At 41.5% G+C, this 16,600-nt stretch carries 8 protein-coding genes; 4 read left to right on the top strand and 4 right to left on the bottom strand.

Annotated features, from left to right (window positions below; genetic code table 11):
• Window positions 1-2: 2 nt before the first annotated feature.
• Window positions 3-1,499 carry a RagB/SusD family nutrient uptake outer membrane protein gene (locus MD536_RS12495; protein ID WP_239600153.1) on the bottom strand — a complete coding sequence of 499 codons (1,497 nt, stop codon included), beginning with the start codon at window positions 1,497-1,499 and terminating at the stop codon, window positions 3-5.
• A 17-nt stretch (window positions 1,500-1,516) separates the two neighbouring features.
• Window positions 1,517-4,705, bottom strand: coding sequence for a SusC/RagA family TonB-linked outer membrane protein (locus tag MD536_RS12490; RefSeq protein ID WP_239600151.1), 3,189 nt, complete (start codon window positions 4,703-4,705; stop codon window positions 1,517-1,519).
• A gap of 434 nt (window positions 4,706-5,139) precedes the next feature.
• On the opposite strand from MD536_RS12490, the gene MD536_RS12485 reads away from it, so the two are divergent.
• Window positions 5,140-7,467, top strand: coding sequence for a PKD domain-containing protein (locus MD536_RS12485; RefSeq protein ID WP_239600143.1), 2,328 nt, complete (start codon window positions 5,140-5,142; stop codon window positions 7,465-7,467).
• Window positions 7,468-7,516: 49 nt separating this feature from the next.
• A complete protein-coding gene (locus MD536_RS12480) occupies window positions 7,517-10,045 on the top strand; it encodes a beta-N-acetylhexosaminidase (RefSeq protein WP_239600137.1) in 2,529 nt (842 codons plus the stop codon).
• A 3-nt stretch (window positions 10,046-10,048) separates the two neighbouring features.
• Here MD536_RS12480 and MD536_RS12475 read toward each other — a convergent pair whose 3' ends face one another.
• On the bottom strand, window positions 10,049-11,233 hold the full coding sequence (locus tag MD536_RS12475; RefSeq protein ID WP_239600135.1) for a porin: 1,185 nt from the start codon (window positions 11,231-11,233) through the stop codon (window positions 10,049-10,051).
• A gap of 72 nt (window positions 11,234-11,305) precedes the next feature.
• Between MD536_RS12475 and aqpZ the strand changes: the two genes are divergently transcribed.
• Window positions 11,306-11,989: an aquaporin Z gene (gene aqpZ / locus MD536_RS12470; RefSeq protein WP_239600128.1), complete on the top strand. Its 684-nt coding sequence runs from the start codon at window positions 11,306-11,308 to the stop codon at window positions 11,987-11,989.
• A 10-nt stretch (window positions 11,990-11,999) separates the two neighbouring features.
• Here aqpZ and MD536_RS12465 read toward each other — a convergent pair whose 3' ends face one another.
• Window positions 12,000-14,312: a glycoside hydrolase family 20 protein gene (locus MD536_RS12465; RefSeq protein ID WP_239600125.1), complete on the bottom strand. Its 2,313-nt coding sequence runs from the start codon at window positions 14,310-14,312 to the stop codon at window positions 12,000-12,002.
• 86 nt (window positions 14,313-14,398) lie between these two features.
• Here MD536_RS12465 and MD536_RS12460 point away from each other — a divergent pair, with 86 nt between their 5' ends.
• The gene (locus MD536_RS12460) at window positions 14,399-16,558 is read left to right on the top strand and encodes an alpha-L-fucosidase (RefSeq protein ID WP_239600123.1); all 2,160 of its coding nucleotides are present in this window, start codon (window positions 14,399-14,401) and stop codon (window positions 16,556-16,558) included.
• The last annotated feature ends 42 nt before the right edge of the window (window positions 16,559-16,600 follow it).

Genomic DNA, 16,600 nt, shown 5'->3' with positions numbered 1-16,600 from the left:
GTTTAATGATTTTTCCACCATTCATTTTGTGTTAACAGCGGATCCTGTGGTAAAAGTGTTCTCATGTTCAAAGGCCAGTAATATCCTTTTTTACTGATTCTTTCCTGGGTGTACGCATCAGGAAACAATTCAACCAGTTTTCCCATACGTATTAAATCGAAGGCCAAAACTCCTTCACCCATTAGTTCACGGTATCTTTCATAAATCAATTCGAAATAAAGATCATCGCCACTTAGTGTAACTTCTTCCAAACCGGCTCTTTCTTTTACCTGGTTTAACAATTGAAGAGCCAGGCCCTCGTTACCAAGATGAAAGGCTGCTTCCGCCTTTAACAGTATGATATCTGCCAGGCGGATCAATACCAGGTTATTGTCCACAACATATGTTTGTGGCCTGGAAGGGTCAAAATAATTTACGTTACTGTATTTAAGCAAAGCTGGTGTTCCGGTATTTATGAGTCCAATCGTAGATTTAAACCGCTCATCTACAGCCGTATCATAAAGCTGATATGCCAACTCAGCATTGACATTCCAACTGGTCCAGGATGCTTTTCCTCTTACAAGCGGATCATGCAAAAAATTGCCAAAGAAAAAATCAGTTGCTTCTGTATTGGCATCATCATGTTTCATAAACATTTCCAGAATCGATTCCTGGGAATTACCCATCCAGATGCTTGAATAATTTTCAGTTGATTCGAGTGCATATTGGTTCGATACTATTACACTATCACAATAACGTGAAGCATTGGCATAGTCTTTCTTCCAGGCATACACCTGTGCCAATAAGGCAAAAGCTGCGCCTTTATCTGCCCTCGTTTTACCAAGACCTGTTTCTGCATTAAAGGATAATAACTGAGTAGCTTTCTGAAGATCTTCAATGCAATAGTCTATCGCTTCTGCTTCACTTGATCTTCCGATTGGCTGTACTTTTGTAGGATCTTTCACTGATTCTCTGGTTATTACAGGATCACCCCAAACCCTTGTAAGGTAGAAATAGGTAAAGGCTCTTAAAAAATGGCCTTCTCCCAGTAATTGATTCTTTTCTTCCTGGCCACCATTGAACTTGTCAACATCAATTTTTTCTGTATTTTCTATAATCAGATGGGTCTGATTGACAGCCCGGTAAAACCTTGTCCAGTTGTGTAAGCTTTGTTCAAGGTAGGGGGCATAACTGTAGGTGAAACGTCTTTCATAAAGCAAATCCTGGTAATTCCAGAATGTACCACCATCAAGCCTGAACGCATCCGTTGGCAGATCACCAAATACAAAATAACTGCGTTCATCCCTGAAAGCGGAACGCAGAATCCCATATGCACCGCTAACCGATTTTTCAACATTGCTTCCATTTGTCCAGAAAACCTGATCGTAAGTGGCATCTTTAGGTTCAAGATAAATGTATTTTCTGCAGGAACTGGTCATTACCAATATTGCGATTAGTAAAACCAGTGCCGGGTAGCTGCCTGTTTTTCCCGGCAACATATTAAATGGTTTCATTTTCATGATAACAATGAATTAGATTAAAATAATACTTCAAAACCAAGGGTGTACTTTCTTGGAAGCGGATAAGCCGTACCGCGGTATTCACCTTGCGGACTAACCAGTTCTGCATCCGGAACATTTGCCTTTTGGAAATTGTAGATATTGTCCACTATGCTGTACAACCGAATATTCTGAACACCCAGTTTCTGAACAAGCGCCCTGTTGAAATTGTAGCCCAAACTGATATTCCTGATTTTAAAATAGCTGCCATTCTCATTCCACATGGTGCTGAAAGGAAGGAATTGATAATAATTGGGGCCATATGGGCTCAGGCTTGGAAAGCTGGCAGCATTGTCATCTCCCTTTGTTGCATCACCTGGAACCCAGTAATTAAACTGGCTAAGATCAGGAAGGCGCTGGGCCGCAAAATTATTGATGCCTCCAAAATTCCAAACATTCTGAAACTGCGAAGAAAGATGGTTGTTAATAATATCTCTGCCAATAGTATACGTACAGAGGATCCCAAATGAGAAATTTTTGTAAGTAAACTCATTGTACAATCCTCCTGTGAGTTTGGGATTTGGATTGCCAGTTGCAACCAGATCTCCTTTTGCTTCTCCTTTATCTTCATCGCTCCACACATCCCAGTCATTGTTCACATCTTCCCAAATGGGGAATCCTGGACGTACAGGATAATAGGTTTTAAAATAACTTATCGGCTGGCCAGTAAGCGGATTAACCGGAATCTGGGCCTGGTTGTTATATACACCGGAATAACGCATTTGAGCCCAGGTATAAATCGGTTGACCAACCGCAAAAATCATTTCCTGGTTGTAATTGTAACTATTTGTAAAGAAAGTTCTATTGCCATTTGGTAAAGAAGATATCCTGTTTTTATTGAACGACATATTCAGATTGGTCGTCCATTGAACAGGACTTGATTTACCAAGATTTCTGGTTTGCAACTGAATGTCAATCCCTTCATTAAGGATATTAAGAGAGGCATTATACGTTTGTGATGTATAACCTGTAAAGAACGGGAAAGGCAGATTCAATATCGGGTTCATTGAATTTCTCTGATAAAAATCCACTGTCAGATTCACTCTGTTCTTGAACATAAATAAATCAAAACCAATATTTGTCTGATCTGATTTATTCCAGGTCAGGTTAGGAAGTGTAACTGGCTTCTGAAAAGAGGGAGTTGCCATGATCGTACCATTGTACAAGCCCTGGTTTACATCCCAAACATTATAAGGAGCATAAAAATCATCAGGCATTGAACCAGATAATCCATAACTACCACGAATTTTTAATAAATCAATCCATGATACATTTTGAAGAAACTTCTCATCTGATACAATGTAAGCAGCAGAAACAGCCGGGAAATATCCCCACTTGGAATCATTTCCGAATCTGGAACTGGCATCCCCTCTCCAGGAAAGATTCAAAATGTATTTCTGATCATAGTCATAAGATAACTGACCCATGAAAGATAATAGTCCTGCCTGTTGAGCATAAGAATAACCAAATAGATTACGTTGCTGAATACCTGATACAACCTGAATATTGTCATCCGGAACATCAAATCCTTCAATCACTGAACCGGATTTATCATCTAATTGAAAACTTTGCGTCAATACCATTCCGAAATTGTGTTTCTCGCCAATGGTTTTTGTGCCAGTTAAAATATTGGCCAGATAATATTGCATGTAATTATTCTGAAAAGAGCCCGCATAGGACCTCCCATCAGGTGTAATTTCTCCGGGCTGAAATCTGTTTCGTTTATCGGTTGTGGAACTTAATGAACCCTGGAAAGAATACTGAATGCCCTTTACGATATCATAATTGGCCTGAACGTAGGCAGAGAAGGCATCCGTTTGGTTTTTATCCCTTTGTTTATCGTAGCCACCATAGTAAAATTCTTTGTCGGCATCTGATAATGCATAAAAGGTTGCTGGCATGGTAGCTGCATTAATCGGTACGATATCATTACGCCCCCTGCCCAATCCTCTTTTACGGTCTGACCTCGTTGCATTTAGATTTAGATTGATGTTGAATTTTTTCGAAACTTTAAAATCGAAATTTCCACGAATGGAATATCGTTTAAAACCAGTTTGACGAATAATACCATCTTCATCATAATAGTTGATTCCCAGGCGATAGTTCAACAATTCACTACCTGCAGAAATGTTTACGTCTGCGTTATTTATTAAACCACTTTGATAAAAAAGATCCTGCCAATCAGTAGCATTGTTAAAAGCCGGGTTAAGGCTGTCCGAAAGAACCTGAGGAATATTTGAAAGATTTTGATAGGTTCCATAATCACGCATCAGCCCCAGTTTTTGCCAGCGTTCTTCTGCGCCAGCCACTGTGCGCATGAGATTTGGCTTCTGCGTTAGTCCTGAGTAATAAGAAAAACGCATCTGAGGTTTCCCTGCTTTTCCACGTTTTGTTTTAATAACAATTACACCATTCGCACCACGGGATCCCCAAACTGCAGTAGCAGCCGCATCCTTTTGAACAACAATACTTTCGATGTCATTCACATTGATCCCAGCAAGGTAGTTGGTACCAGTACTTGCTGAACTTTCCAGATCAGTGATTGAAATGGGAATACCATCAATTACATACAACGGTGTACTTAATGTACGTGCATCGTCAACTCCGGAATTAAGGTCGGTAACAATGGTAGAATTACCTCTTACTGTAAACGTATTGCGTACACCTGGCTCACCGGAAAAATTCTGAATATTAATACCTGACACCTTTCCCTGCAACAGTTGATCAAAGCTCGGTGCCGGCATATTTTCAATTGATTTACCTGATACCACCTGAACAGCCGAAGTTGTCTTCTTTAACGACTGCTTTTGATATCCAACCACCACTACATCACTTAATTGTTTATTACTCTTTTCAGTCAAACGCAGTACTAAATTTTGTTGGCCTTCACTAATTGATAACCTGGCAGTTTCAAAGTCAACAAATGAAATTGTGATTGTTTGCTTTCCAGGTGGCAATTGCATTCGGAATCTGCCATCTGCATCTGATAAAACAGAGCGATTGGCTCCAATTAATGTGATGGTTGCCCCCTCTAATGGCTGTCCCGTCTTTTGTTCGAGGACCACTCCGGTAATCTGTCGTTCCTGTGCCCATAATTCCATTGATGGGCATAAAACACAAAGTGCCGATAATAGCAGTTGTGCAACCACTTTTAATCTCACAAGCATAGTTTAGCAGTTTGGTTTGAATTTTTTTATACGGATCTAAAATAATGGTAAAGCAATCGTAATGATTCGCTGTAAACTTCAATGTGATAACGCTTATCAATACGCAAACGATTGATATTTCTAATCAAACGTTTGCGCTATTTTTTGCATTTATTATAAAATTCAGTTGATGAAAATTGAGCAAACGTTTGCATTGATAGTCTCTGTAAAGTCATGATAGTTTCATAAAAAAAAGAATGCGGAAATTCAAGTTGATCTTTTATTTACTACTTATATCCATTTCGTGTTTTACGCAATTAAGACACGAGAGCTGGCGGGCATTAGGGCCCTTTTCCATTCATAAATCCACCGGAGAAACCAGTGCACCAGGACTAGGCGTATTTCGTACTATTGACATCCATCCAACAAAACCAGATCATATACTTATTGGTGGAATGTCTTCAGGAATATGGTTGAGTACTGATAAGGGAATTACCTGGAAATGTGTTACCGCAGATCTCCCTGTTGAAAATGTCAAAAAAATTCAAATCGCACCATCCAATCCTAAAATTGTTTACGCAGCCAGTACGGTAGGCATCTTGAAATCAGAAAATGGTGGTTTGAATTGGAAATTCACCAATTTGAACATTCTGCAAAAACTACCCTGCAGCGACAGGCAGAAACTAAATGATGACAGAACCTTACTCACTGTATCTCCCAGAAATGAAAATGAATTAATCGCAGCAGTGAATGACAGCCTGTACAAAACTGTAGATGGTGGGCTTAACTGGAAGCTGATTAAAGCTGACTGGTTGTGTCAGTTCCTTGAATACCATCCAGGATCAGGTGAAATTATTTATAGTGGAGGCGCTAATAAAAAAACGCCGAATGCTTTTTCTATCATCCGGTCAACCAATCGTGGCAATAAATTTACTCAGGTTACAAAAGGACTGCCAGATACATCCAAACTATTGCGGCTACACGATATCACAGCGTGTGTTAGCCTTTCGGATCCGGACAAATTATACGTAACAATTTTTGGAGATGCCATGGTTCCTACCACCATAAAAAAAGAAAATAAACGACAAATGGTGGGAACTTTCCTGGTGAGTAAAGACAAAGGAAAAAGTTTTCAATTGGTTCCACAGACCAATAATTATAGAATGATTGATTCACATTTTTCCTTGTTTCATCCCTACAGCGCTGACGAAAATAAAAAAGAGTACAATTTCGAATTTATGGATAAATCCTTCTGGCAAGGAAATTTTCAGCAGGTGGGTTGGGCAACCGCTTTTGCCATTTCAAATAAAGACCCTAAAACCATGGTGCTGGCAGGTTCCGGTGCAGCCCTCAGTACAGATGGCGGTACTACATGGAATTATCTCAGAAAGCAAGGCAATTACCATATCCATGGAGATATCCAGCATGCGAAAATTATTGGCAATGATGTCTGGCTGGTAAACGATGGTGGAGTTAATCATATTGATTTGCAAACCAGGGTTCAAACCAGACTGGAGGGCTACAGCGGACAGGATCTGTGGGGGTTCAGTACTTCCTTTAAATCAGAGGTCATGGCAATTGGAGTAGACCATAGTGGTACCATGATTTATGATGAAAAGAATTATGGTAAAGATTGGTATCACTTTGGTGGTGGCGATGCAATGACTGCATCTGTCAACCCTTTTGACGATAGATATATCTACGCTACTCCTTATAACCATCAAATCATTAAACGCCCAAAATTTTTAAGGGATGAAGCAACTTCAGTTCCATCTCCGATCAGCTTTGGTTATATTCCCTACAGGAATGTTGAATTTCACCCTACCAATATTTATTCTTTTTATGCGGTTGATGAGGATAAACCTCATTGGAGATATGATACCTGCAGAATCGTTTTTACACCGGATAATGGGAAAACAATTGATACCTTATTGGAATTTCCTAAAAAAGCGTATGGCAAAAGAGTACGACTGAGTGTCAGTCATCCGGAGTATGTGTATGCGATTTGCAACAAACCTTCCATAGTTTATAAAAGCATTGATGCCGGAAAAACCTGGCAACTTATTACACCCGACCACGAAAAAGCAATTAAATATGGATTTTCGGATATTGTTATCGATGACCGGGATCCCAATCATCTATTTCTCACTGTGTCTGGATTTCAAAATGAAATAAAAGTACTGGAGTCGAAAAATGGAGGGCAAAGCTGGTCAGATTACCGGAGTCAATCCTTACCTAAAAATGAAATTCTTACAGCAGCATTTCAACGGGGAACAAAAGGAGGTATTTACCTTGGATGTTACCCAGGAGTCTTTTATACAAGTGAAAACCTGAATTCCTGGGAACCTGTAGGTAAAAATCTTCCTTATAGCTCTGTAAATTTTTTGATGATCAACTATGATAAACAGCTCCTTCGGATTGGTACACACCGCGGACTATTCGAAACATCACTGGTTGAAGAAAACAGTCCCAAGGCGCGCTTTGCCTTGAATAAAACAAAATTGCCATCAGGAAAGAGTGATGAATGGAAGGTGTTTTTCTACGACCATTCGGCGATCGCTGGAAAAGGAAGCAGTTGGAAATGGGAATTCCCAGGATCCGTTCAAGGAAGTTCATCCGAACAAAATCCTATCATAGATTATGAAACAGCCAAACCAGGCAAATACTCCGTTCGTTTGACTATTACCGACTCAAAAGGGGTTTCGGACAGTTTTGAATGGAAAGATGCTATAGAAGTGAAATATAATTATCCATGGAATTTGCGAGAGAGAAAACTGGAATAAGTGCAGTTATTACAGATTGTGGACTAATTTTAGTCCACAATCTGTAATAATGAAGTTGACTTTTCTGATTCTTTCCCTCGTACTGGCAATTTCTTCGCCTGTGGTTGCTCAACCAAAGACCTCACCATTGGTTCCTATTGAACTGGAATGGACCCTGCTTACCAATAATTTCAACAAGGAATTCAAAGCACTGAACCAGCTGAAGTTGACGAACATGGGTAAAAAAGCGTTTCCTGCAACGGGCTGGACTATTTATTTTTCCTGCAGCAGGGAAGCCGTACCTACCAGTTCAAACGGGTTGCGGATTGAACATGTAAATGGAGATTTATACCGCCTCTTCCCGGTGGAAGGAGCACTCCCGCTTAAAAGGGGAAGTTCTGTTAGTTTTCAGTACCCTACCATCGGTCATTCGTTGAATCACTCTGCCGCTCCCAATGGCATCTACCTGGTTTGGGACAAAGAACCCATGAAGGGATACAATCTTGCAGGTATTAAGCACGGTCGTTTCAGTGATACAACCATCAATTATATAACTCAGGAAGATCTCTATGCGAAATATGCATCGGCAACTCTTCAACCAATTAAATCACCAGCCATAATTCCAAGTCCGGTTAGCCTGGTTGAAGCCAATGGTTTCTTCAGCTTTGATGCCCAGACTACCATTTTTACTGATCAAGCCTTTGGTTCAGAAGCAAATTATCTATCGCAGCAGGGAATTCGTTTGTTTGGAAAAGCACTGCCGGTTAGTTCGGCTAGCCCAGACCGTAAGGGATCCATCCTATTGAAAAAAAATAACCTTTCCGGAGAGGCTTATGAACTGTCTGTACAGCCGGATGGTGTGACCATCAGTGCCGGAACAGGTGCTGGAATATTTTATGGAATCCAGAGTTTTCAGGCAATGATACCTGCGATTCAATGGAAGAATAAAACTGGTAGCATTCAGTTTCAGTCCGTGGAAGTAAAAGATGCGCCCCGATTCGGATTTCGAAGCCTGATGATTGATATCGCCCGAAATTTTCAGCCAAAGCAGGAACTGCTTCGCATGCTCGACCTGATGTCGATATATAAATTGAATGCCCTTCACCTTCACTTCAATGACGATGAAGGCTGGCGGATTGAAATGCCTTCTTTTCCTGAGCTGACGGCCATTGGATCACAGAGAGGTCATCCGCTGGACAGCAAAAACAACCTGCCACCCTCCTATGGAGCCGGACCAGCAACAGGTAAATTATCTGCGAGCGGATTTTATTCGCGGGCAGATTTTATCGAAATCCTGCGCTATGCCAAAGCTCGTCATATTCAGATCATACCTGAAATTGAAACACCTGGGCATGCAAGGGCAGCCATTAAATCAATGGATGCGCGTTACCGGAAATTCATGAGAGAAGGAAAAAGAGAAGAGGCGCTGAAATATTTGCTGAGAGATACCATGGATCAGTCGAAATACAGTACTGCGCAAGCCTGGACAGATAACGTGATGTGTGTGGCACTGCCATCTGTTTATACATTCATTGAGCAGGTAGTAGATGATATTAGAGGTATCTATAAGGAAGCCGATGCTACATTGACTACGATTCATATGGGTGGGGATGAAGTACCTGCCGGCGCATGGGAAGGCTCTCCGGAATGTAAAGTCCTTATTGAAAAAGATCCAAGCCTGGAAAATGTGGATGATCTCTGGTATTATTATTTTACCAAAGTGCAGAAAATACTGGAGCAGCGCGGACTGAAATTATCAGGTTGGGAAGAAGTAGGCATGCGGAAGACTAAATTGCAGGGACAACCGAAACTGATTGTAAATCCGCGACTCGCAAATGAAGGGTACCGGTTACATGTATGGAATAATATGGTGGGTTGGGGTAATGAAGACTTGCCCTACCGACTGGCAAATGCAGGATATAAAGTGATTCTGTCTCCTGTAAGCAATTATTACTTCGACATGTCCTATCTGCGAGCACCGGAAGAACCCGGTTACTATTGGGGAGGTTTTACAGATGCAGACAAACCATTTTATTTTATTCCATACGATTATTTCCGCAATACAAAGGAAGATGCTGCAGGTAATCCGGTTAAAACAGATGCATTTGTTGGTAAGGACCGGCTAACCGATTTTGGTAAATCAAATATTGTAGGCTTGCAGGGATTGATCTGGTCAGAGACGCTGCGTAGTGAAGCCAACCTGGAATACATGATCCTTCCGAAATTATTGGGCCTATCAGAACGTGCCTGGTCAAAAGACCCGGAATGGGCAACCACCGCTGATGCAGTTAAAGCCGCGGAAGGGTATGCAGCAGACTGGAATCGTTTCGTCAATCAGGTTGGTCAGCAGGAATTGCCAAAGCTTGATTATTATGCTGGTGGGTTTGCCTATCGCGTACCACCGCCTGGTATGAAAATCGAGAATGGCAAACTGTTGCTGAATGTTCAGTTTCCGGGAATGAAAATCCGGTATACAACAGATGGTTCAGAGCCCACAGAAAAATCGTTGGAATATACCGGGCCGATCAACCAGCAGAAAGGAGTTAAAGCAAAAGTGTTTACCAGTTCAGGTCGCAGTTCAAGAACAAGTAGTTGGTAAGAATTATTTTTTTGAAAAGACACCATCAGCATCCAGTCGTAGTCCAAGTGTAAAAACAGAAGTTTCTCTCAAGCCAAGTGCGGTTGTTCCATTCGCTATTCTGGCTTCCGAGTAAAGTTTTAAGAGCCGAAAGGGTCGATACTCGGCTCCTGTAATTATGTATCTTCTTTTAAAGGCCGCATCTATGGGTCGTTCGCCGCTGGATGTAACTATATCGGTATCGGGTTGATAATAATTTCCGCCCAGAAGTACTGATACCTTCTTCCAGTGATAATTGAAGTACAGCTCTCCACCCACTGCTTCAAAAACAACCACCGGATTGCTGATTCCATTCACCGGATCAATAATCCTTCCAGTAACTGCATCCCCATTTTGTTGCCTTGAAAAAAGTCCGGCTATTTCCCAATTGCCAGCTCTATAGTTTACACCTGCCGCATAATACCGGGGGTTTCCTTTCAATCCAATAAACTCTCCTGAATTGATAAGGGAGGGATTTAAAAAAGACTGATTAACTACAATCCCAAATTTTAACTGCTCAATAAGCTGAACCTGTAAATTAAATGCTAATCCATCCAGCCAACGGTTATTATTGCTGTTGAGAAACTGGAATTGTGCTCCGTAAGAAAACCTGCCGGTACTGTTTCGGTAAGTTAATGCCTGATCTGCTCTGCCCGTTCCGGTATAACCCCCATCCGTACCCGCAGTATAAGTTGCACTTGCACCACCCCCAAATACATTGAACCGATCGGTATACCCTGTGATATCATAATAAATGCTGCGCTGCTTTCCCAAAACAACAGTACCCCATTTGCCCAGATCAACTCCCATGTATCCCAGTCTGCTGGACAATACCTGGCGGTCCTGGTTACGATCAGCTTGCAGGTATCCACCCGTAGTGCTGGCACTTAGGTTAAAGGATGTTGCCGATCGGAACATATTTACCTGCATTTCAAGTCCGGCAAAATACCGGATCCCCTTCCGCATTGCACTGATTTCAAAACCCAGGCGGGAAGCATTCTCCTGGATTTCCACTTCTTTATCATACGCCGCAAAATGCCCCCGAAAACTGCCATACACTTTTATTTGAACCGCTGTACTATCTCTTGTTTCAGCTCTGGATTGAGCAAACAGCTGACTGACCGAAAACAATAAAAAGCAACTTAAAAGTCTTGCCCTATGGTCAATCATATACAATTTTTCGTGTATATCAATAATATATAGTAAATTATCATATCTCATATTCCAACAAATATTTTACATATGAAAATTTATCTGGCAGAATTCATCGGCACCTGCTGGCTGGTAATCGGAGGATGTGGTAGCGCTGTATTGGCAGCAGCCTTCCCTGGTGTAGGAATTGGGCTGTTAGGGGTTTCTCTGGCATTTGGTTTGACTGTACTAACCATTGCCTATTCACTGGGACCTATTTCTGGAGCTCACCTCAATCCTGCCGTAACCATTGGATTGGTTGCTGCAGGTAAATTTGAAGCCAGGATGGCACCCATGTATATACTTGCACAGGTTTTAGGAGCAATAGCAGGGGCGGCATTTTTGTACATAGTTGCAACAGGAAATGGAACACAGATCGGAGACTTTGCAGCGAATGGATACCGGTCACATTCACCCGGGAAATATGGTATGAAAGCAGCGATTGTAACAGAATTTATGATGACGGCCATGTTTCTCTTTATCATTCTGGGAGCAACTGCAAAACGAGCAGCTAATGGCTTTGCAGGTATTACGATCGGAATGGCACTCACCCTGATTCATCTTATTTCCATACCCGTTACCAATACTTCAGTTAATCCTGCACGCAGTATCAGTCAGGCTGTATTTGTGGGTGGTTGGGCCATTGAACAATTATGGCTCTTTATCCTGATCCCTATAGCTGGTGCCGCTGTAGCCGGACTCCTGTATAGATACTTACTGGATGAGCCAGCGTAAATGAGTTCCTTTATCTCACCATAATCTCATCCGTATACAACCAAGCAGGCTGTCCTTTTCTGATATGCCAGGATGGTAACTGCAACATACTCTCCGCATGCACTTTTATATATCTTGCTTTGGTTCGGTTAAAGGTTGCATTAAAGGTGTGATAAGGTACTTTGATGATGGCTGGGTTCTCAAATGGGTTCGGATTATGAGGGTTCACAATTTTTTGTGCGGCAGAATAGGTTTTGCCATCCACTGATACAGCATAGCTAACAAAGGAGGGCAAAACAAGCAGATTCCAATCTGCCTGGGCTTGTACATTTAGAAAATCCATAGATACTGAATTAATTGTCATTAGTTTTCCCAAGTCTAGTACAAAATCCATATGCTGCCCTTTATAAGCAACCCAATGAATATCCGGATTGCTCCATGATTCATAAGACCCCAGGATCCCATCCGTCAAAGCGGAAATTGCTGCCTGGCTCTTTTCAGGAAAACTAATGGGAATGACAGGTTTACCAACTGAAATAACCTTATCCATTTCTTCCATCCCTTTAAAAATTCTGTTATAGGATTTAAGAAAATCATCAGGCGGTGTACTTCTTTCCTGAAGCCTTGTAACTCCATCTTCTTTGCACAGTTGAACAAATTCACTCACCATACTTTTCATTTCAGGCTTTACAACTACTTTTTTACCGGATATGCGTTTAAACATGCTTCGAGTTGTGTCCAGCTCATTTCTTCCGATCTGTATCTCTGCATACATAATAGGTAACCTCGCAATCCTTACCCGTTTAAGTAAGTCCGCATTCTTTTTGACTGCTTCCTCTGCCTGATCAAAAATTCGATTGTACTGCCCCATCATTTCCATTGACAACCAGGAATCTTTTGCATCAGTTGGTCCGCCGAAAATATTGAGTTGTGCTCCGCTCTTCAAAAGCGATTCCCGCATACTGTCAATATATAAACGGATGAATTTACCAGCTTCTCCGTAGTAACCATTTAGATACTCATTAATAATAGCATTGTCATCTGCATCCGGGTTGTACATTAGCTTACTGATAAGATAAGCACGCAGTCCGGCCATTTCACCTCCAGCCTCTGCATTGGCTTGCATAAACAAAGCGTTAACCCGATTCTCTTTATAAAATTGAATATTCGGTTTAATCGTGTGAAGATTTGGAAACGGACTCACCAGGTTAGTAAATTGAATGTTGTAATCCCAAATCAGAATATTATTCGTCAACCTACCCCAATCAGTCAGGTCTTTTGAGAATGCAGGATCAGTAGTATACACAGGTAAATGCCGCCTGCTTTCAATATTACATAGCATAATATTGACATTTGGTTCAATACTAATATTAGAAGGTGCTTTTCTTGAATACCAATACGCGAGCGTTGAAATAATTTTATCAGGAAATTTCTTTGCTACCTGGTTCACAAAATAAATAATGGAGCCACTTGGAACACCACCATATTCATTATTCAGCCTGGTACATTCCGAACACTGGCAATGCTGATCATTGTCATTCTGGCTTACTGACCAATAAATAGCCGCAGGTTTCTCCTTTATTTTTTGCTGTAACTTGTTTACAACTTTTTCAAGCACCTGGGCATTCGATAAGCAAATTTGTGTTCCTGGCAACCGGTTGCCATTAATCAATGAAAAATATTCCGGATGCGTTGTTCCGAATTCATCCGGTGGCACCAACTCGTTAAACGTGTGTACAAATAATCCCCATACTTCTCTGGATGAAAGCTTATGCCAGTTGCTATAGGCAGGGTCACGTGTGTCTTTATAGTTGGTTGTACGGTATTTTATAAAGGGAACATGTACTATTTCTTTTTCCGGAAACTGAATGCTTGCTGCTTTCGGAACAAACCCAACCGTTGATGTATATTTTCTAAATCCAATTGATTCAAGGAAATGATAAACTGCATACAGCACTCCCAATTCGCCACCGCCTGCAAGAATCAGATTCTGCCCCTCAGGTTTAATTAAGATACTGTCCTGCTCAAGTTTTAGTGCCTCCGTTTCAATATGGGCCTTTCGGGTATTTCCAATAAAAAAAGCAGACTCTGATCCATACTCATTCTCCTTAACTATAGGAAGATTGAAATCAGACATCAGAAGTAATTGCTGACGAAATTGTTCTGCCGCTTCGAGTTCAATCTTGTTTGCATTATCAGGAACTACCAGCTGATAGGTTGCCCAATTATTCTTTTCTTCTCCAAAAACAGCATGCATTGGAAAAACAAAAATACCACCCGTCAGCAAACCAGCTTCCTTTAAGAAACCCTGCCTTGATATTTTTTTGATTGAATTGTCTCTCATACAGTGAATATAGGCCATTGAATGAACAAGAATGAGTCAATAATTACCCATAACTTGAACTAATTTGATGTCTTATTCTAATCAGTATGAAATCTGTTCAAGTTGTTTCGCTCTTCCTGATGGCTGCCGGAATCTTCTCCTGCTACCCAAGTGTTAAGAAAAATCTGTATACCCCAGCCAGTACAGTGGTTATTACCGAAACGGATACACCTGATTCCATCCTGCTGAAAGCAGCCCATGTAGTGCCTACCGATAACCAATACGAAGCATTGAAAAATGAGTTCATCGCCTTTATTCACTTTGGTCCAAATACCTTCACCCGTATGGAATGGGGCAATGGTATGGAAGACCCAAAAATCTTTAACCTTCAACAACTCGATACTGATCAGTGGTGTGCTGCCATGAAGGCCGCCGGTATGAAAATGGTGATTCTTACCGCCAAACACCACGATGGATTTGTTCTCTGGCAAAGCCGGTATACCACCCATGGTATCATGTCCTCTCCATTTCAAAATGGCAAGGGCGATATCATGAAAGACCTCAGCGCCTCCTGTAAAAAATACGGACTCAAGCTGGGCGTCTATCTGTCACCCGCTGATCTTTTCCAGATAGAAAGCAAAACCGGTTTATATGGCAATCTCTCACCCATCACTAAACGAACCATTCCCCGTCCTGTGGAAGGCCGGCCTTTTGCCAATACCACAACTTTCGAATTTGAAGTGGATGACTACAACGAATATTTCCTGAACCAGTTATTTGAATTGCTTACGGAGTATGGTCCCATTGATGAAGTTTGGTTTGATGGAGCACATCCCAAAACAAAAGGCGGCCAGCAATACAATTACCTCGCATGGAAGAAATTAATTCATACACTCGCTCCCAAGGCAGTGATTTTCGGAAAACAGGATATTCGCTGGTGTGGCAATGAATCCGGTAATACGCGCAGTACGGAGTGGAATGTAATGCCCTATGACACAGATCCCGCCCTGATGAATAATTTCGCCGATCTGACAGATGATTCTCTTGGTCATCCCGAACAACTCTACAAAGCAAAATTCCTGCACTACCAGCAGGCGGAAACCAATACCTCCATCCGCGAAGGCTGGTTTTACAGAGACGATACCGAACAGAAAGTCCGTAGCGCCGATGATGTGTTTGATATGTATGAACGTTCAGTTGGTGGAAACTCTACATTCCTCTTAAATATTCCACCCAACCGGGATGGGAAATTTTCACCCGAAGATGTGGCAGTGCTGGAAGAGGTTGGAAAAAGAATCACCGCTACCTATTCCAATAACCTGCTTCAAAACGCAGATGCCCCCGTCGGATTACTGGACAAACAAGACAACACCTATTATTTTGTAAAAGACACATCCACGGCCATTGAAATCAAAACACCACAACCTGTGACCATCAATCGCTTTGTGATTCAGGAAGCTGTTAAATCTCATGGCGAAAGGGTTACCAGCCACACCCTGGAAGCATGGATCAATAATGAATGGAAAGAAATCGCCGCAGCTACCAATATCGGATACAAACGCATCCTCCGGTTTCCGGAAATTACGACTGATCGTTTTCGGTTACGCATCACTGGTACCAGATACCTGCCCGCTATAACAGAAGTTGCTGCGCATTTTTATAAAACACGTCCGCCTCAACTGAGTTTCAGTCGCACGAAAGATGGTTTGCTCTCCATCCTGCCTGTTCAAAAAACATTCAACTGGAAACCTCATGGCGAAGATTATGGAACTAATATCAACTCCGGAATAAAGATCTATTACACTACTGATGGCTCTGCACCTTCAGACAAGGCTACACTTTATACATCGCCTTTTGAATTCAAAGGCGGACAAATAAAAGCAGTCGCTTTTGCCAACAATGAGATGGGGGCAGTCTCCTCTGATCAGATTGGAGTTTCACCTTTAAACTGGAAAACAATCGAGGCTACTGCTTCACAAATCCAGATAGACCTGGGAGACACCTATGCTTTATCCGGATTTGCTTACCTGCCTCCCAATCATACTAAAAACGGCCTTCTGCAAAAAGGCGAAATTTTCACCAGCACTGATGCTAAAAACTGGCAATCTGCAGGAGCATTCGAATTTGGAAATATTGTAAATGACCCAAGTAAACGCAGTTTTAAATTCACATCTGTTAAACAAGGTCGCTATATCAAACTAGTAATTAAACAAACAAGTGGAAAACCGTCTCCACTAAAAGCGGAATATTTTGACTTCCTGCAATAAATAATTTTTGATATATCGGATAATCAATATATTTAAGTAACG

Source organism: Flavihumibacter cheonanensis (genome assembly GCF_022352215.1).
Classification (GTDB): domain Bacteria; phylum Bacteroidota; class Bacteroidia; order Chitinophagales; family Chitinophagaceae; genus Flavihumibacter; species Flavihumibacter cheonanensis.
Note: the sequence above shows the minus strand (reverse complement) of the source record. Positions and strands in the feature narration are given on the sequence as shown.

Bases quoted from the DNA above. Each gene is read 5' to 3' on its own strand.
- MD536_RS12495 (WP_239600153.1), bottom strand. From the start codon at position 1,499: ATGAAAATGAAACCATTTAATATGTTGCCGGGAAAAACAGGCAGCTAC.
- MD536_RS12490 (WP_239600151.1), bottom strand. From the start codon at position 4,705: ATGCTTGTGAGATTAAAAGTGGTTGCACAACTGCTATTATCGGCACTT.
- MD536_RS12485 (WP_239600143.1), top strand. From the start codon at position 5,140: ATGTCTTCAGGAATATGGTTGAGTACTGATAAGGGAATTACCTGGAAA.
- MD536_RS12480 (WP_239600137.1), top strand. From the start codon at position 7,517: ATGAAGTTGACTTTTCTGATTCTTTCCCTCGTACTGGCAATTTCTTCG.
- MD536_RS12475 (WP_239600135.1), bottom strand. From the start codon at position 11,233: ATGATTGACCATAGGGCAAGACTTTTAAGTTGCTTTTTATTGTTTTCG.
- aqpZ (WP_239600128.1), top strand. From the start codon at position 11,306: ATGAAAATTTATCTGGCAGAATTCATCGGCACCTGCTGGCTGGTAATC.
- MD536_RS12465 (WP_239600125.1), bottom strand. From the start codon at position 14,312: ATGAGAGACAATTCAATCAAAAAAATATCAAGGCAGGGTTTCTTAAAG.
- MD536_RS12460 (WP_239600123.1), top strand. From the start codon at position 14,399: ATGAAATCTGTTCAAGTTGTTTCGCTCTTCCTGATGGCTGCCGGAATC.